We start from the raw sequence: 20732 nt of genomic DNA on the forward strand, positions 1-20732 counted from the left end.
GCCTGTCCGGCACCTGACCGGCCCTCCGGCGCCTGACCGGCCCTCCGGCGCCTGACCGGCCCTCCGGCAGCTGACCGGTTCTCCGGCGCCTGATCACTGGAACGGGCAGCCCGGGTTCGGCGCGTCCTCCGAGAACGGGGCGCCGTGCGGCAGCACGTACAGCACATCGAGCACGAGCGGGGTGTCGCCGAGGTTCCGCCCGATGTGCACATGGTCCGCACCGGCCGGCTCCTGGATCGTCGCGCCCGTCCGGTACACGCCGTCCGCGGCACAGGTGGAGTCGAAGTGGCTGAGCGTGCCCTGCTTCACCACGCCGTACAGCGGGCCGTCGTGATAGTGCCAGCCGGTGCTCTGGCCGGGCGGGACGGTGATCTCCCGCAGGGTGTAGTCGGTGCCGCCGACGGTGGTCCGGCCGATGATCCGGGCCGTCACACCCGGTCCCGGCGGGGTCGCCTGCGCGGTGCCGCAGGCCAGGACGGTGGCGAGGGTCAGCGCGCCGGTGACGGCGGCACGAAGCGCGGTACGCATGCGGGGCCTTTCGACAGGCGAGCGGGGTGTCGCCGTGAACATAGAGGCACCGCAAGGTGATTGGGGGCGGAACCGGGTGATCCGTATGCGTACGCGGGCGCGGGCCTCAGGCCGCCGCGCGCTCGCGGACCACGTCCCGTGGCCGTTTGTCCTCGCGCAGTCCCAGGTAGCGGGGGTGCCGCAGCATCCCGTCCCGGGTCCACTCGGTGAAGGCGATCTGCGCGACCAGCTCCGGTTCCACCCAGCGGGCGCGGGCCTCGCGCACGGCGTCGCCGAAGGGCGAGGACTCCCGGCGCAGCGCGTCCAGCCGCTCACGCAGATCCAGCAGGGCCCGCCGGTCGAAGCCGGTGCCGACCTTGCCGGCGTAGCGGAGCCGGTCCCCGTCGTAGTGGCCGAGCAGCAGCGCCCCCACCCCGACGCGGCTGCCCGCCGGTTCGGTGAAGCCGCCGATCACGAACTCCTGCCCCCGTGCGCACTTGAGCTTCAGCCAATCCGGCGACCTGCGCGTCCGGTACGGCCCGTCGGCCCGCTTGGCGATGAGCCCCTCCCAGCCCCGGCCGCAGGCCTCGGCCAGCAACTCGGCGCCGCCCGCGTTGCGATGCGGGGTCAGCCGCAGCGGGGCGCGAAAGGAGAGCGCCCGCCGCAGCAGCGACTTGCGGACGCGCAGGGGGAGTTGACGGGTGTCGGCGCCCGCCAGGCGCAGCAGGTCGAAGAGGTAGTACGTCACCGCGACCCCGGACGCCTCGATGTCCCGGCGCCGGGTCAGCCCCATCCGCCGCTGCAGCCGCGCGAAGTCGGTACGGCCGCCGCTGAACGCGACGACCTCGCCGTCCACCGTGAAGTCGGTGCACTCCTGCGCCGCGAGCGCCGCCACGATCTCCGGGTAGGTGTCGTTCAGCCGCTGACCCGTGCGCGACAGCAGCCGCACCCGGTCCCCCTCGCGCACCGCCAGCAGCCGGACGCCGTCCAGCTTCCGCTCGAACAGCCAGCCCTCACCGAAGTCCCGGCGGTCGCTGAGCGTGGCGAGCATCGGGGCCGCGGCGAGCTCCGCCCCGGGGCCGGCAGGGCGCAGCAGCTCCCGCACGTCGGCCGACAGCGCGTCCAGCGGACCCGGCACCGCCCCTACTCCTCGCCGGCGGCCGCGACCTGGGCGAGGGTGCGTCCGGTGCGCACCGAGCGGGCCCGCCGGGGATCCGGGGTGCCGTGCCCGGCCGACCGCGCCGACCCCTTGCGCACCAGCAGCCAGGCCTCCTGCTCACCCTCGTCCCCGCGGAAGCGGGTCAGGGCGTACTCGCCGCGCAGTTTGCTGCCGTGCAGCCGGAACGTGGCGTGCCCGCGCTCCAGCGACCGGGCGAAGTCCACCGGGCGCCCCCTGCGGTCGTGACTGAGCGGCTCGTACGTGCCGTGGTCCCAGACGATCACCGTCCCGCCGCCGTACTCGCCCTTCGGGATCACGCCCTCGAACTCCTCGTACTCCAGCGGATGGTCCTCGGTGGGCACGGCCATCCGCTTGTCCCCGGGATCCGTGGACGGGCCCTTGGGGACCGACCACGACTTCAGGACGTCCTCGACCTGGAGCCGGAAGTCGAAGTGCATCCGGCTCGCGTCGTGGATCTGCACCACGAAACGGGGCTCGGCACCCCCGGCGCGGGGCTCCTGCCCCGACGGCTCGCGGGTCCGCTCGAAGTCACGCCTGCCGCGGTACGTCCGCAGCCGGTCCTCCGCTGCCACCTGCGGCTCCTTCCGTACGACCGCCTCACGGGGCCCCGGGTACCCAGGTCCGGTCCGTTCAGCCCGGTGCCCAGGACCGGGCCGTTTCAGCCCGCGATGCCGTCCAGCTCGGCGACCGCCTCGTCCGGCAGCACCAGGGACACGGCGGCGATGTTCTCCCGCAGGTGCTCCGGCGAGGAGGTGCCGGGGATGAGCGCGATGTTCGGCGAGCGGCGCAGCAGCCAGGCCAGCGCCACCTGCTGCGGCGAGGCCTCCAGCCGGGAGGCGACCTTCGCCAGCGTCTCGGACTGCAGCGGGGAGAACCCGCCGAGCGGGAAGTACGGCACGAAGACGATGTTCTCGGCCGCCGTGCGCTCCACCAGGGCGTCGTCCCGCCGGTCGGCCAGGTTGTACAGGTTCTGCACGGTCACCACGGGCGCGATCGCCAGGGCCTCGTCCAGCTGCGCCGCGGTCACCGTGCTCAGCCCCAGGTGCCGGATCAGCCCCCGCTCCCGCAGCTCGGCCAGCGCGCCGAACTGCTCGGCCAGGGAGTCGTCGTTCGGGGAGTCCACATCGCCGACCCGCAGATTGACGACGTCCAGCGACTCCACGCCGAGGCTGCGCAGGTTGTCGTACACCTGCGCCTTCAGGTCCTCGGGGTGCCGGGACAGCAGCCAGCTGCCGTCGGCTCCCCGGCGGGCGCCGACCTTGGTCACGATGTGCAGGTCCTCATGATAGGGGTGCAGGGCCTCCCGGATGAGCTCGTTGACCACCACCGGCCCGTAGAAGTCGGCGGTGTCGATGTGCGTGATGCCCGCCTCCACCACGGCGCGGAGCACCGCCACCGCCCGGCCCCGGTCCTTCGGCGGGCCGAAGACGTGCGGCCCGGCCAGCTGCATGGCGCCGTAGCCGACCCGGGTCAGGGTCAGGCCCTCGGCCGGGGTCAGGGTGCCGCCGAGCTGTGCAGTCATGTCGTACCTCTTCCGATGACACTCGTCCAGGTCCGGGCCACCGGACCCGCCGGTGGCCACGCTCTCCACCCTGCGCCCCCCGCGCCCGCCGTTGCAGTACCCCGTCGATCCTGGGAGTGACAGGGCCAGTCACCGCCGGCCGGGCCGCCGTACGGTGGGGCCATGGACCGGACGAACGCGCTCGGCGAGTTCCTGCGCGCCCGCCGGGCGCTGGTACGGCCCGAGGACGTGGGGCTGCCCGGCGGCGGGCTGCGCCGGGTGCCGGGGCTGCGCCGCGAGGAGGTCGCGATGCTGGCCGGCATCAGCGCCGACTACTACCTGAGGCTGGAACAGGGCCGTGACCGCAACCCGTCCGTGCAGGTCCTGCGGGCCATCGCCGGTGTGCTGCGGCTCGACGCCGACGCCACCGCCCACCTCGTCGGCCTCGCCCAGGACCGGCCCGGGCCGGGGCTGCGGTCCGGGCGCCCTGCGCGTCAGGTCCCGGAGAGCCTGCTCGAGCTCATCGACGGCTGGCCCCGCAACCCCGCCTACGTCCAGAACCGCTACACCGACTGCCTGGCCGCCAACGCCCTCGCCACCGCGCTCACCCCCAACTACCGGCCCGGCGTCAACCTCCTGCGGGCCGTCCTGCTCGACCCGGCCGAGCGCGAGCTGCGCCGGGACTGGGCGGACCTCACCGAGGAAGGCGTGGCCGCACTGCGCGCCGAGGCGGGGGCGGACACGGACGACCCGCGGCTGCGCGACCTGGTCGGCGAGCTGTCCCTGCGCAGCGAACGCTTCCGCGCCCTGTGGGCCCGGCACGAGGTACGGCCCCGCCGCGGCCGGGTGAGCCACCTGACCCACCCGCAGGTCGGCGAGCTCGACCTGCGGTCGACCAAGCTGTCCGTGGACGGCACCGACGGACTCACCCTGGTCGTCTTCCACGCCGAGCCCGGCAGCCGCAGTGCCGAACTGCTCGACATCCTCGGCAGCCTCGCCGCGCCGGCCGGCGACCGCGCCCGGCCCGGCGGCGCGCAGGAACGGATCGAGGAGCAGTAGGGCCCCGGCCCGCTTCAGAACTCCTCGTGCTTCTCGGGGTCGCCGCCGAGCCGCCGGGGGGAGCGGCGGCCGATCGCCGCCAGCTGGTCCGAGTCCAGCTCGAAGCCGAAGACGTCCAGGTTGGCGCGCTGCCGGCCCGGGTCGGCCGACTTCGGCACGGGCAGAGCGCCGACCTGCAGATGCCAGCGCAGCAGCACCTGCGCCGGGGTCACCCCGTGCGCCCGGCCGACCTCGGCCACCGCGGGATCTTCCAGCAGATCGCTGCCCCGGCCCAGCGGGCTCCAGCTCTCGGTGACGATGCCCTGGTCCGCGTGGAAGGCGCGCAGCTCCTCCTGCGGGAACAGCGGGTGCAGCTCGATCTGGTTCACCGAGGGCAGCACGCCGGTCTCCTTCTCCAGCCGCATGATCTGCTCCGGCGTGAAGTTCGAGACACCGATCGAGCGGACCAGCCCGTCCTCGCGCAGCTTGATCATGGCCTTCCAGGAGTCGACGTACTTGCCGACCCGGGGATTGGGCCAGTGGATCAGATACAGGTCCACGTACTCCAGGCCGAGCCGCCGCCGGGACTCCTCGAAGGACGCGAGCGTCTCCTCGTAGCCGTGGTGGCGGCCCGGCAGTTTGGTGGTGACGGCCACCTCCTCGCGGGGCACGCCGCTGCCCGCCAGGCCCCGCCCGACACCGGTCTCGTTGCGGTAGTTCACCGCGGTGTCCACCAGCCGGTAGCCGAGGCCGAGCGCGGAGCGTACGGCCCGCTCGGCCGCCGTGTCGTCCAGCGGCCAGGTACCGAGGCCGATGGCGGGGAGCGTCGTACCGTCGTTGAGCGTGTGCACCGGAATGCCGTTCACGATGGGACCTTCCCTCCACAGTGTCGTCCCTACAGCCTCACGGATAGGGTGAGCGTGATCAACCGGACGGTGGGGGAGAGGGCAGCGGACGGCATGGGCGGCGGCGCGGTCAGCAACGGCACGGGCGGCGGACGGCCCACGTCACGGGATGTCGCACGGCTCGCCGGGGTGTCGCACACCGCCGTCTCCTTCGTCTTCAACGGCCGCGCCGAAGGCAACCTCTCGCCCGCCACCCAGGAGCGCATCCGGCAGGCCGCCGCCCAGCTCGGCTACCGGCCCGACCCGGTCGCCCGCGGCCTGCGCCGCCGCCGTACGGCCGTGATCGGGCTGGTCACCGACGAGATCGCCTCGTCCCCGTTCGCCGGGCGGCTGCTGCGCGGCGCGATGGAGACCGCCTGGGCGAGTGACCACCTCGTGCTCACCGTGGACTCCGGCGGCGATGCGGCCAAGGAGGACGCGGCCGTCGCCGAACTCCTCGACCGGCGCGTCGACGGCATCATCTACGCGGCCATGTCCCTGCGCCGGGTCCGGGTCTTCGAGGGTCTGCACCGCACCCACTCGGTGCTCGCCAACTGTCTGCCCGAGGACGATTCGCTGCCCGCCGTCATCCCGGCCGAGCGGGCCGGCGGGCGCACGGCCGCGCGGCTGCTGCTGGAAGCGGGGCACCGCAGGCTCGCCGTGGTCGGCGGGCAGGACGACATCGCCTCCGTGGAGCGGCTGCGCGGCTTCCGGGACGCCCTGCGCGCCGAGGGCGTCACCGTGCCCAAGGAGTGGGTCGTGCGCACCGGGGGCGAGATCGCCGGCGGCCACCAGGGCGCGACGGGGCTGCTCGCGGGCACCGACCCGCACCGCAGGCCCACCGGGATCTTCTGCTACAACGACCGGGTCGCGGCAGGCGTGCTGCATGCCGCGACCCGGCTCGGGATCGCCGTACCCGGCGAGTTGTCGGTGGTCGGCTACGACGACCAGGAACACATGGCGGCCTACCTCACCCCTGCCCTGACCACGGTCGCGCTGCCGCACCGGGCGATGGGCGAGGCGGCGGCCCGGCTGCTGCTGGACGCCATCGACACCGGCCGCACCCCGCCCGCCACGGTACGGCGGCTGGCCTGCCCCGTGGTCAGCCGCGCCTCGGTGGGACCTGCTCCCACGCGCTGACCTCGGCGTCCCCGGCGACCTCCAGCTCGGCGACGTCGTCCGGGCGGCGATAGACCCGCTCGGTCACCGTCGCCCGGTCCCCGACGAAGAGTTCGAGCAGCGAGCCGTCGCCGAGGACCCGGACGGTGAGGGTCGGCGCGGCCGGCACGCGCACCGTGAGCGGTGCCGATCCTCCGGCTCCCGTGCGCGGCCGGCCGCCGCGGTCCAGGACGACCGTGCCGGCCGCCGGGTCCAGCCGGAGCGTGAGCGCCCGGTCCGCCGACCGCAGCAGGGTGACGGTCGTGGGACCGTGCGCGGTGACGGTGAGGTCGTACGACGCCGGGAGTGGCACCCGGCCCGGTGCCGTCGCGAACTGCTCCGGAGCGCGCAGGAGTTCCAGCTCCCGGGCCGGCTCGACCCGTAGGGTGCCGTCCGGGTGCACGTCGACGACGCGCGGCGCGGTGAGCGTGCCGGCCCAGCCCGCCGCCAGCACCTCCGCCGTCTCCCGCGCCTCCCACGACCAGCCCCACATCAGCACCCGGTCGGGCTCCTGGCGGACGGCGGGCGCGTAGAAGTCCCGGCCCAGGTCGAGCGGGCCGCCGGCGCGGGCCGTGAACCTCGTTCCGCCCTCGCCGTCCGCCTCCAGACGGCCCGTCAGATACGCGGTCGAGCAGGGAGCACCGTCCCACAGGGACACCACCAGCACGTGCTCGCCGCCGCTCGTCCCGAACAGCTGCGGGCACTCCCAGCCGACCGCCTTGTCACCGAACGCTTCCGCGGCGACCGGGTCGTGGCCGTCCAGCAGCACGCCGGCGAACCGCCACGCGGTCAGCTCCGCGCAGTCGTACAGCAGGACCGACGGGGTGCCGTCCGCGTGGCCCGCGCCGACCAGCGCCCAGCGCCGCCCGGCGTGCCGGAACAGGAACGGGTCGCGGAACATCACCACGTCCAGCCCGGCCGGCGGTGCCGCGACCACGGGTTCGGGCAGGGGACGCCACCGGAGCAGCCGTTCGTCGTCGGGGTCCGCCGCGCGGGCCAGGCAGATGGTGCCCAGACCGGTGTGGGTGTGGTCGACGCCCGTGTACACGGCCGTGGGAACGCCGTCGTCGTCCACCACACAGCCCGACCAGCAGCCCGCCTCGTCGGGGCCGCCCGGGGTCGGGGCCAGGGCGATCGGATGGTGCTCCCAGTGCACCAGGTCGGGGCTGGAGACGTGCCCCCAGTGGACGTTCGCGTGCACCGGCGCCGCCGGGTTGTGCTGGTAGAAGAGGTGATGGCGGCCACGCCAGCGGAAGGGGCCGTTGGGGTCGTTGATCCAGCCCGTGGGCGGGCGGACCCGGAAGCGCGGCGCGGCCGGGTCCGGGGTGGGGCGTGCGGGGCTCAACGGTTGACTCCTGCGGAGGTGATGCCCTCGCGGAGAGGGCGCTGGCCGACGACGAACACGGCGACGGCGGGGATCATCGACAGGACGACACCGGCGAGCACGACGGAGATGGAGCCGGTGCCGAGATTGCCCTGCAGGGAGACCAGACCCAGCGGCAGGGTGTAGTTCTGGCCCGAGGTCTCCAGGATCAGCGGGCGGAAGAACTCGTTCCAGTGGTAGTTGAAGGCAAGGACGCCGACGATCGCCAGGCCCGGGGTGGCCAGTGGGGCGTACACCGACCGGAAGATCCGCCAGGGCCCGGCGCCGTCCAGCATCGCGGCCTCGCCGAGGTCCTTCGGCATGCCGAGGAAGTACTGGCGCATCAGGAAGGTGCCGAACGCGGTCGGGAACGCCGGAATGATCAGACCGAGGAGTGTGTCGGTCAGGCCCATCGACTTGAGCACCAGGAACACCGGCACGATCGTGACCTGGAGCGGGACCATCATGGTCGCCAGGACCAGAGCGAACAGCGGCTTCTTGAACCGGAACTCGAGCCGGGCGAACGCGTAACCGGCGAGCCCGGCGGTGATCATCTGGCCCACCGCGATCAAAGCGGTCACCAGGGTCGAGTTGAGCGCCAGGAGCCACACGTCGATCTGGTCGAAGACACCGCGATAGGCGGCCGTGCTCGGATGGGCCGGAACGATCTGCGGGGGCAGATTGAACGAGTCCGCCGGAGTGCGCAGCGAGGTCGAGACGGTCCACACGACCGGACCGAGCGTGAGCAGCGCGCACACGGTCAGCCCGGCGATCCGCGCCCACGGCCCGAGCGCGTACCGGGCGCGGCCGACGGCACGGGGTGCCTGACGGGACAGGGTTGCTTGGCTCAAGGGGATCACCCGGCTCACTGGTAGTGGACGAAACGCCGGCTGAGCCGGAACTGGACGGCGGTCACCGCCATGATCAGCACGAACAGCAGCACGCCCACCGCGGACGCCTCACCGAAGCGCAGTTGCTCGAAGGCCTTCTCGTAGATGACCATCACGACCGTGCGGGTGGAGTCGCCGGGCCCGCCGTCGGTGAGCACGTACGGCTGCTCGAAGACCTGCAGGGCGTTGATGATGCCGACCACCGAGGCCACCAGCAGGGTGGGGGAGAGCAGCGGGAGGGTGATGGCGAGGTGCTTGCGCAGCCCCGTCGCACCGTCCAGCGAGGCCGCCTCGTGGATCTCCTTCGGGATGTTGTTCAGACCGCCCACGAACAGCAGGAACGAGAAGCCGAACTGCTGCCAGACGTACACGATGATCACCGTGGCCATCGCACCGTGCTCGGAGGTCAGCCAGGGCACGGGAGCGATCCCGATCAACCCGATCAGCCAGTTGACCACTCCGAAGTCCTGGTTGAACAGGTACTTCATCACGACCGATATGGACGCGGCCGACAATACGAGCGGGAAGAAGAACGCCGAGCGGAAGACCGAGCGCAGCCACGTGGGCATCCGGCCGTTCAGGGTGAGCGCGAGCGACAGTGCGATCAGCAGCTGTGCGGCGACGGCGAACACCATGAAGACGAGCGTGTTGCGGAACGACACCAACACGGTCGAATCGGTGAACACCTCACGGTAGTTGGCCGTTCCGGCGAAGCCGGGCGCGTCGATCACGTTCCAGTGGAACAGGCTCAACACGACCGAGCCGATGATCGGTACGACCGTGAAGACCACGATCCCGGCCACGGTCGGGGCCAGGAACAGTGCCGCCAGCAGCCGCGTGCCCCGCTCGCGCGCCGAGCGCCGTCCGGCCGCCGCGCCGAGGGACGCGGCCGGGGTCGGTACGGCGGCGATCCGGTCGTCCGTCGCGTCCGTTGCGCCGGTTGCGTCGGTCGTGCCGGTCGTGTTGGTCGGGTTGGTCGTGTCCGTCATACGTCACGCTCCATGGCCTTCTCCAGATCGCCCTGCATCCGCCGCAGCGCCGGCCCGACCGAGCGCGGGCTCGCCAGGGCCGTCCCGGTGTGCTTGAGCAGCACCTGGGTCACCTCGGCGACCTGCGGCGGGGCCGGAATGGGGCCGGTGTCGGGGAACTTGTCGAGGGTGTCGTAGAAGACCCGCCAGTGCGCCGGGCCGGTCTCCCGGTAGCGGGCAGCGGTCAGCATCGAACGGCGGGCCGGGGTGGTCTGGTTGGTCGAGAACAGCTCGGTCAGGGTGTCCAGCCGGGCCGAGTACTTGATGAACTCCCAGGCCGCGTCCTGCCGCTTCGACGTGCGCAGCAGCGCGTAGCCGGCCGCGCCGAACTGGTGCCGCTGGGTGCGCCAGCGCGGGAAGTACCGCACGTCGAAGGCGTCGTCGCGCATGCCGGCCAGATGCAGACCGCCCGCCCAGAAGCCGCCGGCGGGCGTCACGCCCACCCGGCCGGTGGAGAACACGCCGATGAGGTTCTGGCCGTTGCCGCCCTCGGGCCGGGTGCACAGCCCCTCCTCGATCAGGGCGGCGAGATAGTCGTACGCCTCCTCGACCCGGGCGCCGGTGGCCTGCGGGGTCGTCCAGCGGAAGCCGCCGCCACGGCCCTGCCGCTGCGCCGCCGGATAGAAGGCGTCCCACAGCCAGCGGCCGCCGGGTGCCCTGGACTCGGCGAGCAGGTTGGTGCCGTTCGCGAACAGCCACGGCACCACCCCGCCCCACAGCCGGTTCGTCCAGAAGTACGGCGTGAAGTGCGCGTCGTTGGCCTTCTTCATCCGGCGCAGCAGGGCGGTGAAGTCGTCCCGGGTCCAGCCGTCCGCCGGGAGGTCCGCGCCCGCCCGCTCCACCACCCGGGTGTTGAGGTACATGTCGGCCGCGTTGAACTCGATCGGCAGCTGGTACAGGCTGCCCTCGTACATCATCGACTCCACCAGCGAGGGATGGACGTCGGCGAAGTACTCCTTCAGCTCCGCCGCGTCCCGCCGCACCCAGCGGTCCAGCGCCACACCCAGGTGCCGGGCGAACAACTGCACGCCCTCGGTGGCCACATACACCAGGTCGGGCGCGGTGCCCGCCGCGATCTGGGTGAGGATCTTGGCGAAGAAGTCCGACCAGTCAACGGCCTGTACGGCGTTGATGCGGACCTTGATGTCGGGGTGCAGCCTGCGGAAGCCGGCGACCAGGGCGCGGATTCCGTCCGGGGAGAACGCGGAGCCCAGGGTCGCGACGACCAGGGAGCCGTCGTCGCGGCCCGGAATGTCCGCTCCGGTGAGGCGGTCCCAGCTCGCGGCGGTACCGGCGAGGGCCGCGGCCCCCGCGCCGTAGGCGCCGTACCGCAGCAGTGCGCGGCGGGAGAGGTGCGAGTCGGTCATCAGGTGCCTAACTCGTGTTAGGAAAGGTGAGATGACCCAGATGATGAGAAGCGTGTTACGTCCCTGTCAAGGCGTCAGGACGCTTGACCTTTAACGAGTTAGGTCCCACAGTCCTGGTGCCATGAACCGCCACGAGAGGACCGATGCGTGATGCGTGGCCCGACCAGAAGATCCCTCTTCGCCGCGACCGCCGCCGGAGCCGGCGCGGCACTGCTGCCCGCGGCACCCGCCGGCGCCGGGCCGAAGCCGAGACCCAAGTCGGCCCGGAAGTGCCTGAGTTACCGCGCGGACTACCACTTCACGGTTCCCGACCAGTGGAAGAACGACCCCCAGCGCCCGGTCTGGATCGACGGCGAGTACCACTACTACTACCTCTACAACGCCGACTACCTCGACGGCGGCGAGGTGGGCACCGCCTGGCGCCTGGCCACCAGCACCGACCTGGTCTCCTTCACCGACCGGGGGATCGCCGTGCCCAAGGACACCACCGTCAACGGCGACGTCTGGTCGGGCTCGGCCGTGGTCGACAGCGGCGACACGGCCGGCTTCGGCGCGGGTGCGGTGGTCGCCGTCGTCACGATGTCACCCGGCGGCGGCACCGACCACCAGGAGCAGTTCCTGTACTACTCCACGGACGGCGGCCGGACGTTCACGAACCACGGCACCGATCCCGTACTGGCCAGTCCGGGTGTGGGTGCCGACTTCCGCGACCCGAAGGTGGTCCGCGACGACGAGCACGACCGCTGGGTGATGGCCCTCGCCCAGGGCGACAGGATCGGTTTCTACCATTCGGCCGACCTCAAGTCCTGGACCCAAGCGGGCGGTTACGTCAAGGACGGCATCGGCGTGCTCGAATGCCCCGACCTGTTCCGCATCACCGCCGACGACGGCACGGCGAAGTGGGTGCTGGGGGCGAGCGCGGACGGTACGGGGTCCGGGCAGCCGGCCACGTACGCCTACTGGACGGGCTCCTTCGACGGCGGTTCGTTCACCCCCGACTCCGCCGACCCGCAGTGGCTCGACCACGGCTGGGACTGGTACGCGGCGGTCACCTTCGAAAAACGGCTGGCGGACGGCTCACCGGACCCGGCGGCGCGCTACGCCCTCGGCTGGCTCAACAGCTGGGCGTACGCCCACACCACACCCACCATCGACGCGGACGGCTTCAACGGCACCGACTCGATCGTCCGCGAGATCACGCTGGTGAAGTCCGCCACCGGCGCCTACTACCTGGCCTCCCGCCCCGTCCCCGCGCTCGACTCCTACGTCTCTCACACGGTGGACCTCGGCGACCTCACCGTCGACGGCACCCGCCTCCTCGACTACACGGGCATCTCCTACGAGCTGACGACGGAGATCACCTGGTCACAACTCACCGGAGCCGGCGTGCAGTTGCGCCGCTCACCCGACGGCGGGCGGCACATCGACGCGGGGGTGTGGAGCGACTACGCCTTCCTCAACCGGCGCGGCACCGTGGGCCCCGACACCAGTGGCAACCGGCAGGAGAGCCGTACGCCCTTCGACCCCGGCGCCGGCCGGGTCAGGCTGCGCATCCTGGTGGACCGCACCTCGGTCGAGATGTTCGTGGACGACGGCCGGTACGTGCACTCCAGCGAGGTGTTCCCGTACCTGGTCGACGACCGGCTGGCCCTCTTCGCGGCCGGCGGCACGGCGGTGTTCCGGAACACGGTCGTCCGGGAGTTCGCCGTGTGAGGGCCGGGGGTGCCACGATCTTCGGTGGAGCCGGTTCGGACGAGCACGGGAGCGCGCGATGACGACGCACAGGGCCACCGCGGATCAGACGGAGCGGGCCGAGGGCGTGGAGCTCGAGGTGCCGGGCGTGGAGGTGAGGCCGGCCGCCGGGCACATCGGCGCCGAGATCACCGGCGTCGACCTCGCCAGGCCCCTGGACGACGCCGTGGTGGCCCTGATCCGGCGGACCCTGCTGCGCTGGAAGGTGGTCTTCTTCCGCGGACAGGACCTGGACCACGCCGGGCACGTCGCCTTCGCCCGCCGGTTCGGCGAACCCGTCGTGCTCGGCCGGCGGGGCAGCGCCTCACCGGCCGGCTTCCCCGAGGTGGAGACCACCGCCGACCGGCTGGAGCTGGGCGGGCGGTTCGGCATGGAGCACGAGGAGTGGCTGCGGCGGCGCCGGCACACGCTGCTGCGCGGCTGGCACTGCGACCACGGCGCCCGGATCGACCCGCCCGCAGCGACCGTCCTGCGCGCCGAGACCGTCCCGCCGTACGGCGGCGACACCACCTGGGCCAACCTGGCCGCCGCCTACGCAGGCCTGTCCGCACCGGTCCGCGCCTTCGTGGACGGGCTGCGCGCCGAGCACCGGCTCGGCGTGGGCTACCAGCCCCGGCCCGGCGACGACGCCTACCTGCGTCATCTCCTCGACCACCAGGTGGCCTCGGTGCACCCGCTGGTCCGGGTGCATCCGGAGACGGGGGAGCGGGTGCTGTTCGTCAACGGCTACTACCTGGAACAGATCACCGACGTCTCCCGCCCGGAGAGCGCGGCACTGCTGGAGATGCTGCTGGAGCAGGCCGTCCGCCCCGAGTACACCGTGCGCTTCCGCTGGGAGCCGGGCAGTGTCGCCTTCTGGGACAACCGGGCCACCATCCACCTGGCCCCGAGCGACAACGCCCACGTCGGCTCCCCCCGGATCATGCACCGGGTGATGCTCGCCGGGGAGGTACCGGTGGGAGTGGACGGGAGGCGGTCGGAGGCGGTGGTGGGCACGAAAGCGGGCCGCTGGTGAACCGGCCCGGCGCGGCGACCGAGCGGGGCGCCGGAGAGCGGCCGGCAGCTCCTCCCACCCGTGCGTGTCGTTCGCGCTCTGCTCGGCGGCCTCACCCCGGATCGCCCGGAGCTGGTCCGGTCCCGGCTGTGGGGGGCGAGGTGGCTCCGGACGCAGCTCGCCACGGCGGGCGGCCATGACGTAGGGTCCGTGCATCGGAGTAGAAACGTGCTCTGGGCCGGGCGGATGGCCGGACTGGGAGTACGCGCACACGCGGTGTCGGACGATCCGCCACTCCTTCCGCGGAAGGAGTGCGTCATGAGGGCAGCACAGTTCAGCAGGTTCGGCGGCCCTGAGGTCCTTGAGATCGTCGACCTCCCCGATCCCCGCCCCGGCGCGGGGGAGATACGGATCAGGGTTCGTGCCGCGGGGATCAACGCCAGCGACTGGAAGAAGCGTCAGGGCCTGATGGACCAGGAACTGCCACAGACCCTGGGCTACGAGGCCGCGGGCGTCGTTGACGAGATCGGCGACGGCGTCTCGGGTGTCGCGGTGGGCGACCGGGTCTTCGGAGCCTCACCCTACGGAGCCGCCCAGGCGGAGTTGGCCGTGCTGTCCTCCTGGGCCCCGATCCCGGACTCGCTCGACTGCGCGCGGTCTGCGGCGATCCCGGCGGCAGCCGAGACCGCGGCGCGCTCGCTCGACCAGCTGGGCGTCACAGCGGGCAGCACCGTGCTCATCAACGGGGCATCCGGCAGCGTCGGGAGTGCCGCTGTGCAACTCGCCGCGGAGCGCGGCGCGCGCGTCATCGGCACGGGCAGTCCGGGCACGCACGCTGCCCTCCGCTCACTCGGAGCGGAGCCGGTGGCCTACGGCGACGGGATGCCGGAGCGAGTCCGGCAGATCATGCCGTCGGGTGTCGATTTCGCACTGGACGTCGCGGGCAGCGGCGTCCTTCCCGAACTCGTGGCCCTCGCGGGCGCACCCGAGCGGGTGATCACGGTCGCCGACTTCCGCGGCGCGCGGCAGACGGGCGTCCGCTTCAGCCGCGGCGACACCGGCCGCGCCACCTATGCGCTGGCCCAGGTCGCCCACATGGCCGAGAGGGGACGATTCTCCATCCGGGTGGGCCAGACATTCCCCTTGACCGAGGTGGCCCACGCGCACCGCGTCGGCGAAGCCGGGACGGTGCGCGGCAAACTCGTGCTGCTCGTGGACTGACCTGTTTTCAAAGGGGGGTTGGTCTCAGCTCGTCGGCTTCCACCCCAGTGCGGGTCCCAGCTTCGTCGCCATGTCCGTGAGGATCTGGACGTAGTCCTCGTGGTCGAAGGTGAACGGCAGCGCGAAGGCCACCTCGTCCACCTCCCGGAACGCGGCGTGCGCGTGCAGCCGTTCGGCGATCTCCTCGGAGGTGCCGACCAGGTCCGGGGCGAACAGCAGCCGGCCCGGGCCCTGCGGGGAGGCCGTGCGGGGCAGCCGCTTGGCCGCGTACGCCTCGTACTTGGCGCGCTGCTCCTCGCTCGCGGAGTCGGTGGGTATCACGACCAAGCCCTGCGAGACCCGGGCCGCCTCGCCGTCGGGGTGACGGTCGCGGAACTCCTGGACGAGGGAGAGCTGGATCTCGGCGAAGTCCCATGGCCCGTCCGGCTGTTCCGCCTTGACCACGCTGCTGGTCAGGAAGTTCATGCCGTGCTCGCCCGCCCAGCGCGCCGAGCCCAGGCTCCCGCCGCCGTACCACAGCCGCCGGCCGAGCCCGGGGGAGTGCGGCTGGACCACATCGCTGAACACCTCGAAGCCCTCGACCCCGCTGAAGTCGGTCGCGGGCTTGCCCCGCACCAGGTCCAGCAGCCGCCGCACCCGCTCGTAGGAGAAGTCCTCGGTGTCGGCCGTGTCCGGGTAGAGGGCGTCCTTGACCTGCTCGAAGTGCATCGGCGGGCCCACGCTGACGCCCGGGTTCAGCCGGCCCCCGGACAGGACGTCCACCGTCGCCAGGTCCTCGGCGAGACGCAGCGGGTTCTCCCAGCCCAGCGGGATCACCGCGGTGCCCAGCTCGATGCGGCGGGTGCGCTGGGAGGCGGCGGCGAGGACGGCGACCGGGGAGGAGATGCCGTACTGCAGGTGGCGGTGGCGGAGCCAGGCGCTGTCGAAGCCGAGCCGCTCACCCAGCTCGATGATCTCCAGGGTGGACTCGTGGCCCCGCGCCGGATCCGCCGGGTCGAACAGGCCGATGGTGAGGAAGCCCAGCTTGCGCAGCGGGCGGGGAGTGGGTGGCATGGGCTCCTCCAGCGGTCGTACGGCGCTTCGCCCCTCGATTCTGGCAGGCGGGTGTGACAACCGTGTGATCACTTCAGCGGGATGACGACCTCGTCCTCGACCGGCGGATCGACCTCCTGCGCCCGGTTGCCGGTAGCGGCGAAGCAGCGCAGCCGGACGGCGTCCGGGGTGACGTCCAGCCGCAGGAAGCACTTGAAGAAGGGCGGGCTGTAGGTCGCCGAGCCCGGCGAGAACAGCTGGGTGTAGGCCTTGCGCACGGGCAGCCGGACCCGGGACGTACGGTCGGGGCGGCCACCGGTGCCGAGGAGGCTCGCGACCAGCCGGGCGCGCCGGGTGACCCGGGCGCCGGGGGCGGGCTTGCGGCCCGGCTCGATGCCGAGGCGTTCGGCGACGACCGCCGTGGCCTCCGCCTCGGTCAGGGTGAAGAAGCGGCGCAGCAGCAGCCGGCGGCCGTACAGGCGGCTGTAGAAGGCCAGGGAATCGCCGCGCAGCGGGTAGCAGCGGAAGTCCCGCTCGGTGACCCCCGCGACCGAGATCCGCGGGATGGTGTGCGTGGCGTGCATGAACGCCCCGCCGCCGCCCGCGACGACGCACTGGATGGTGCGGCCGCCCACGTCGACCGGATAGCGCTGGTAGTTGTGGATGTCGCCGCCGATCGCGGCCACATAGTGGTGCTCCGGGTCCCGGACGATGGCGTCGACCGTCCCACCGCCCTCGATCGCGCACGGGTGGTGCTCGCCGTCGACGTACAGCGGCGACCCGGTGATCAGGATCTTCGGGCGGGGGCCCCGGGACACCTCGCGCAGCCACGCGCCCTGTTCGGCGTCGATCGTGCCGAGCAGACCGGTGTCGATGCCGACGATCCGCAGCGGACCCGCGTCGATCGCCCAGTACGGCCCCGGCTGCACGGCCTGCTGGGCGGGCGCGGACCGCAACTCCCGTGCGGCGGCGAGCCGTTGCTCGTCGGCCGGCCGGGGCCGGTGCCACAGCAGGGACCGCCACCAGGCGCGGCCGAGCGGGCGCGGCCGGGGCTCGGGGTCGAGCGGCGGGGTGTCGGCGCAGAAGACGCGCATGAAGGCGCCGAGATCCTCGTACCAGTCGTGGTTGCCCGGTATCGCGTAGATCGGCGCCGGATAGTCCTGGTAGGGACGGAAGAACTTGCTGCCGTAGTCGTCGGTGCTGCCGACGGGATAGATGACATCGCTCGCGATCACCGCGAAGTCCGTGCCCTGACTCACTTTCAGAAAGCCTGGCACGACGGCGTACTGGGGGTCGTCTCCCTCGCCGGTGTCGCCGATGACCATGAAGGAGAACCGGTCGCCGGCCTGCCGCTCGATCACCTTGTCGGCGGGTGCCCCCGCCGCCTCCCGGCGCGCCACCCAGCGGCTGCGGGTACGACCCGTGGGATCGCCGAACCAGGACGCCAGCACGCCGTTGCGGGCGGCCCACAGGGTCCGGGGATTCAGCCACGACAGCTTCTCGACGTGGTCCGGCATCAGCTGCTTGTAGGCGCCGGGCTCGGCCGAGCCCCAGCCGGCGCCCTGTGCGGTATCGCGCGAGGAGTCAGACACACCGTGCACCGTAACAACGCGCCGGTCAGGGGCGGTTGCCGGGGTCGCGGCCGGTACGCTGGGAAGCCGCTTCGGGAAAGGGGTAGGCAGACCATGGAACTCGCCTTCGCCGGACGGGTCGTTCAGTGGCGGGGGCCGGCGCCGTACTACTTCGTCGCCGTGCCGGAGGCGGAGTGCGCCGACATCCGTGAGGTGGCCGCGCTGGCCAGTTACGGCTGGGGCGTGATCCCGGTCGAGGCCAGAATCGGCGGCACGGATTTCACCACGTCCCTCTTCCCCAAGGACGGCGGGTACCTGCTGCCGCTCAAGAGCGCCGTGCGCCGGCCGGAGGGCCTCGCGCCGGGTGACGAGGTGACCGTCGCGATGACGGTACGCCTGTGAGTCCTGCGGCGAGACCGGAGGCGTGACGCCCGGCTCCCCTCCGGCACCGGCCCACTCACCGCGCTCTGCCCTCGCCAGGCGTTCGTGTGCGGTCGTCACTGGGGAACCGAGGCGGGTGCTCCGCCCAGCGGGCGGGCCGGTCCGCACCCGCCGGGGGCCTGCCCGGGCGCCGCTGGGCACGGGCGGTGGTCGCGGTTCCTGCGCCGGCATCTGAGTGGAGCCCCGAGCCGCCTCGTAGGGAAAACCCTCGATTGACCGCGCCTGTGATGACATGGCCTAGTCAAGCCTGTCATCCTCCGCGTGCGCACGTCGATCCTTCACAACCCGTACACGGATCCACGCTCCGCACAGCTCAGCTCACCCGGGCAGCAGACCCGGCTGCCCGTCTGTCACCGGTCGCGACCCAGCGGCCGCAGCAGGAGGAGTACGAGTGAGACCCCACAGACGCCTTCCCCACAAGCGTGCCACGGCAGGAGCCGCCCTGGTCTCCGCCGCGGCCTTTCTCGCCCTCGGCATGCAGGCCGCCCCGGCCGTCGCCAAGCCGGCCGCTCCCCACCCCAGCGCGCTGCGCACCGGCGGCCTGGAGGCAAGGCTCAGCCCGGCCCAGCACCAGGCGCTGATCAGCAGCGCCCAGCAGAAGACCGCCGCGACCGCCCGTACCCTGGGGCTCGGGGCGAAGGAGAAGCTGGTCGTCAAGGACGTCGTCAAGGACAACGACGGCACCCTGCACACCCGGTACGAGCGCACCTACGCCGGACTTCCCGTCCTCGGCGGCGACCTCGTCGTGCACATCCCGCCGGCCTCCCTCGCCGCGGGCACCGTGACCACCACCTTCAACAACAAGCACAGGATCCAGGTCGCCTCCACCACCGCTACCTTCGCCAGGTCGGCCGCCGAGGCCAAGGCGCTGCAGACCGCCAAGTCCCTCGACGCGAAGAAGCCCGCCGCCGACAGCGCCCGCAAGGTGATCTGGGCCGGCACCGGCACCCCGAGGCTCGCCTGGGAGACGGTCGTCAGCGGCTTCCAGGACGACGGCACGCCCAGCCGGCTGCACGTCATCACCGACGCCACCACCGGCAAGGAGCTGTACCGGTACCAGGCGGTCGAGACCGGTGTCGGCAACACCCGTTACAGCGGGCAGGTCACGCTGACCACGACCCAGTCGGGCTCGACGTACACGCTCAACGACCAGTCACGCGGCGGCCACAAGACGTACAACCTGAACCACGGCACCTCGGGCACCGGCACCCTGTTCTCGCAGAGCAACGACACCTGGGGCGACGGCACCAACTCCAACGCCGCCACCGCGGGCGCCGACGCCCACTACGGCGCGCAGGAGACCTGGGACTTCTACAAGAACACCTTCGGCCGCAGCGGCATCCGCAACGACGGCGTCGCCGCCTACAGCCGCGTCCACTACAGCAGCAACTACGTCAACGCCTTCTGGGACGACAGCTGCTTCTGCATGACCTACGGCGACGGCTCGAACAACAACGACCCGCTGACCTCGCTCGACGTCGCCGGGCACGAGATGAGCCACGGCGTCACCTCCAACACGGCGGGTTTGGAGTACACCGGTGAGTCCGGCGGCCTGAACGAGGCCACCAGCGACATCATGGGCACCGGCGTGGAGTTCTACGCCAACAACAGCTCCGACCCCGGTGACTACCTCATCGGCGAGAAGATCAACATCAACGGCGACGGCACCCCGCTGCGGTACATGGACAAGCCGAGCAAGGACGGCGGTTCGGCGGACAGCTGGTACTCCGGCGTCGGCAACCTCGACGTGCACTACTCCTCGGGCCCGGCGAACCACATGTTCTACCTGCTCTCCGAGGGCAGCGGCACGAAGGTCATCAACGGCGTGACCTACAACAGCCCGACCTCCGACGGCGTCGCCGTCACCGGCATCGGCCGCGACGCCGCCCTGAAGATCTGGTACAAGGCGCTGACGTCGTACATGACGTCGAGCACCGACTACGCGGGCGCCCGCACCGCCGCCCTGAACGCGGCAGCCGCCCTGTACGGCACCAACTCCACGCAGTACGCGGGCGTCGGCAACGCCTTCGCCGGCATCAACGTCGGCAGCCACATCACACCGCCGAGCAGCGGAGTGACGGTCACCAACCCGGGCAGCCAGACCTCCACCGTCGGCACCGCCGTGAGCCTGCAGGTCCAGGCGAGCAGCACCAACAGCGGAGCGCTGTCCTACAGCGCCTCCGGCCTGCCCGCGGGCCTGTCGATCAACAGCTCCACCGGCCTGATCACCGGCACGCCCACCACCGCGGGCACCTACAACACCACGGTGACGGTGACCGACTCCACCGGCGCCACCGGTACGGCGACCTTCACCTGGACGGTCAACTCCAGTGGCGGCGGCGGTTGCACCGCGGCCCAGTTGCTGAGCAACCCGGGCTTCGAGTCCGGCGGCACCGGCTGGAGCGCGACCAGCGGCGTCATCACCAACGACTCCGGTGAGGCGGCCCACGGCGGCTCCTACAAGGCCTGGCTCGACGGCTACGGCTCCTCGCACACCGACACGCTGTCCCAGTCGGTGACCATCCCCGCGGGCTGCAAGGCGACGCTGACCTTCTACCTGCACATCGACACCTCGGAGACCACCACCAGCACCCAGTACGACAAGCTGACGGTGACCGCGGGTTCGAAGACCCTCGCGACCTACTCGAACCTCAACGCCGCCTTCGGCTACGGCCAGAAGACCTTCGACCTGTCCTCGCTGGCGGGCCAGACGGTCACCCTGAAGTTCAACGGCGTGGAGGACTCCTCGCTGCAGACCGGCTTCGTCGTGGACGACACCGCCCTGACGACCGGCTGAGTCACCCG

Annotated in this window: 18 protein-coding genes; 7 read left to right on the forward strand and 11 right to left on the reverse strand. The window is 72.0% G+C overall.

From position 1 onward, the window contains the following. Positions 1-93: 93 nt before the first annotated feature. From ABB07_RS35870 to ABB07_RS35885, 4 genes are all read right to left on the reverse strand, one after another. A complete protein-coding gene (locus tag ABB07_RS35870) occupies positions 94-528 on the reverse strand; it encodes a cupin domain-containing protein (RefSeq protein ID WP_208902614.1) in 435 nt (144 codons plus the stop codon). 106 nt (positions 529-634) lie between these two features. Then, positions 635-1645 (reverse strand): non-homologous end-joining DNA ligase, encoded by a 1011-nt coding sequence (gene ligD / locus ABB07_RS35875; RefSeq protein WP_208902615.1) that lies wholly within the window; start codon positions 1643-1645, stop codon positions 635-637. Positions 1646-1650: 5 nt separating this feature from the next. Then, the gene (locus ABB07_RS35880) at positions 1651-2259 is read right to left on the reverse strand and encodes a DNA polymerase ligase N-terminal domain-containing protein (RefSeq protein WP_208902616.1); all 609 of its coding nucleotides are present in this window, start codon (positions 2257-2259) and stop codon (positions 1651-1653) included. Positions 2260-2345: 86 nt separating this feature from the next. Then, positions 2346-3209, reverse strand: a complete 864-nt coding sequence (locus ABB07_RS35885) for an oxidoreductase (RefSeq protein ID WP_208902617.1) — start codon at positions 3207-3209, stop codon at positions 2346-2348. 162 nt (positions 3210-3371) lie between these two features. On the opposite strand from ABB07_RS35885, the gene ABB07_RS35890 reads away from it, so the two are divergent. Then, on the forward strand, positions 3372-4247 hold the full coding sequence (locus ABB07_RS35890) for a helix-turn-helix domain-containing protein (RefSeq protein WP_208902618.1): 876 nt from the start codon (positions 3372-3374) through the stop codon (positions 4245-4247). Between the two features lie 14 nt (positions 4248-4261). Here ABB07_RS35890 and ABB07_RS35895 read toward each other — a convergent pair whose 3' ends face one another. Beyond that, positions 4262-5092, reverse strand: coding sequence for an aldo/keto reductase (locus ABB07_RS35895; protein ID WP_208902619.1), 831 nt, complete (start codon positions 5090-5092; stop codon positions 4262-4264). A gap of 93 nt (positions 5093-5185) precedes the next feature. Between ABB07_RS35895 and ABB07_RS35900 the strand changes: the two genes are divergently transcribed. Then, positions 5186-6250 carry a LacI family DNA-binding transcriptional regulator gene (locus ABB07_RS35900; protein ID WP_208903763.1) on the forward strand — a complete coding sequence of 355 codons (1065 nt, stop codon included), beginning with the start codon at positions 5186-5188 and terminating at the stop codon, positions 6248-6250. On the opposite strand, the gene ABB07_RS35905 is transcribed toward ABB07_RS35900, so the two are convergent. The 4 genes from ABB07_RS35905 to ABB07_RS35920 are packed head-to-tail and all read right to left on the reverse strand — an operon-like array spanning position 6213 to position 10916. Then, positions 6213-7613: a glycoside hydrolase family 32 protein gene (locus ABB07_RS35905; protein ID WP_208902620.1), complete on the reverse strand. Its 1401-nt coding sequence runs from the start codon at positions 7611-7613 to the stop codon at positions 6213-6215. The genes ABB07_RS35900 and ABB07_RS35905 overlap by 38 nt on opposite strands. Then, a complete protein-coding gene (locus tag ABB07_RS35910) occupies positions 7610-8482 on the reverse strand; it encodes a carbohydrate ABC transporter permease (protein WP_208902621.1) in 873 nt (290 codons plus the stop codon). The genes ABB07_RS35905 and ABB07_RS35910 overlap by 4 nt, the downstream gene beginning before the upstream one ends. Before the next feature lie 14 nt (positions 8483-8496). Further along, positions 8497-9510 carry a carbohydrate ABC transporter permease gene (locus tag ABB07_RS35915; RefSeq protein ID WP_244189630.1) on the reverse strand — a complete coding sequence of 338 codons (1014 nt, stop codon included), beginning with the start codon at positions 9508-9510 and terminating at the stop codon, positions 8497-8499. Next, positions 9507-10916, reverse strand: coding sequence for an extracellular solute-binding protein (locus ABB07_RS35920; RefSeq protein WP_208902622.1), 1410 nt, complete (start codon positions 10914-10916; stop codon positions 9507-9509). The genes ABB07_RS35915 and ABB07_RS35920 overlap by 4 nt, the downstream gene beginning before the upstream one ends. Before the next feature lie 150 nt (positions 10917-11066). Here ABB07_RS35920 and ABB07_RS35925 point away from each other — a divergent pair, with 150 nt between their 5' ends. The 3 genes from ABB07_RS35925 to ABB07_RS35935 all read left to right on the forward strand — a co-directional run bounded on the left by ABB07_RS35925 (position 11067) and on the right by ABB07_RS35935 (position 14883). Further along, complete coding sequence (locus tag ABB07_RS35925; RefSeq protein ID WP_208902623.1) at positions 11067-12629, forward strand: glycoside hydrolase family 32 protein; 1563 nt, start codon at positions 11067-11069, stop codon at positions 12627-12629. Positions 12630-12687: 58 nt separating this feature from the next. After that, on the forward strand, positions 12688-13683 hold the full coding sequence (locus ABB07_RS35930; protein ID WP_208902624.1) for a TauD/TfdA dioxygenase family protein: 996 nt from the start codon (positions 12688-12690) through the stop codon (positions 13681-13683). Positions 13684-13980: 297 nt separating this feature from the next. Next, the gene (locus ABB07_RS35935; RefSeq protein ID WP_208902625.1) at positions 13981-14883 is read left to right on the forward strand and encodes an NADP-dependent oxidoreductase; all 903 of its coding nucleotides are present in this window, start codon (positions 13981-13983) and stop codon (positions 14881-14883) included. Positions 14884-14907: 24 nt separating this feature from the next. Here the strand turns inward: ABB07_RS35935 and ABB07_RS35940 are convergent, their stop codons facing one another. Together ABB07_RS35940 and ABB07_RS35945 are read right to left on the reverse strand one after the other, a co-directional pair. After that, the gene (locus ABB07_RS35940; RefSeq protein WP_208902626.1) at positions 14908-15936 is read right to left on the reverse strand and encodes an LLM class flavin-dependent oxidoreductase; all 1029 of its coding nucleotides are present in this window, start codon (positions 15934-15936) and stop codon (positions 14908-14910) included. Between the two features lie 68 nt (positions 15937-16004). Then, entirely contained in the window at positions 16005-17507 is a 1503-nt protein-coding gene (locus tag ABB07_RS35945; protein ID WP_208902627.1) for a metallophosphoesterase family protein, read from the reverse strand. Between the two features lie 93 nt (positions 17508-17600). On the opposite strand from ABB07_RS35945, the gene ABB07_RS35950 reads away from it, so the two are divergent. After that, positions 17601-17888, forward strand: a complete 288-nt coding sequence (locus tag ABB07_RS35950) for a DUF1905 domain-containing protein (protein ID WP_208902628.1) — start codon at positions 17601-17603, stop codon at positions 17886-17888. Positions 17889-18318: 430 nt separating this feature from the next. Further along, a complete protein-coding gene (locus ABB07_RS35955) occupies positions 18319-20724 on the forward strand; it encodes a M4 family metallopeptidase (RefSeq protein WP_208902629.1) in 2406 nt (801 codons plus the stop codon). Positions 20725-20732: the final 8 nt, after the last annotated feature.

The sequence above is a fragment of the Streptomyces incarnatus genome, from assembly GCF_001027185.1.
Classification (GTDB): Bacteria; Actinomycetota; Actinomycetes; order Streptomycetales; family Streptomycetaceae; genus Streptomyces; species Streptomyces puniciscabiei.

Excerpts from the sequence above, each read along its gene's own strand:
- ABB07_RS35870 (WP_208902614.1), bottom strand. The coding sequence starts at position 528 with ATGCGTACCGCGCTTCGTGCCGCCGTCACCGGCGCGCTGACCCTCGCC.
- ABB07_RS35885 (WP_208902617.1), bottom strand. The coding sequence starts at position 3,209 with ATGACTGCACAGCTCGGCGGCACCCTGACCCCGGCCGAGGGCCTGACC.
- ABB07_RS35890 (WP_208902618.1), top strand. The coding sequence starts at position 3,372 with ATGGACCGGACGAACGCGCTCGGCGAGTTCCTGCGCGCCCGCCGGGCG.
- ABB07_RS35900 (WP_208903763.1), top strand. The coding sequence starts at position 5,186 with ATGGGCGGCGGCGCGGTCAGCAACGGCACGGGCGGCGGACGGCCCACG.
- ABB07_RS35915 (WP_244189630.1), bottom strand. The coding sequence starts at position 9,510 with ATGACGGACACGACCAACCCGACCAACACGACCGGCACGACCGACGCA.
- ABB07_RS35920 (WP_208902622.1), bottom strand. The coding sequence starts at position 10,916 with ATGACCGACTCGCACCTCTCCCGCCGCGCACTGCTGCGGTACGGCGCC.
- ABB07_RS35925 (WP_208902623.1), top strand. The coding sequence starts at position 11,067 with ATGCGTGGCCCGACCAGAAGATCCCTCTTCGCCGCGACCGCCGCCGGA.
- ABB07_RS35930 (WP_208902624.1), top strand. The coding sequence starts at position 12,688 with ATGACGACGCACAGGGCCACCGCGGATCAGACGGAGCGGGCCGAGGGC.
- ABB07_RS35935 (WP_208902625.1), top strand. The coding sequence starts at position 13,981 with ATGAGGGCAGCACAGTTCAGCAGGTTCGGCGGCCCTGAGGTCCTTGAG.
- ABB07_RS35940 (WP_208902626.1), bottom strand. The coding sequence starts at position 15,936 with ATGCCACCCACTCCCCGCCCGCTGCGCAAGCTGGGCTTCCTCACCATC.
- ABB07_RS35950 (WP_208902628.1), top strand. The coding sequence starts at position 17,601 with ATGGAACTCGCCTTCGCCGGACGGGTCGTTCAGTGGCGGGGGCCGGCG.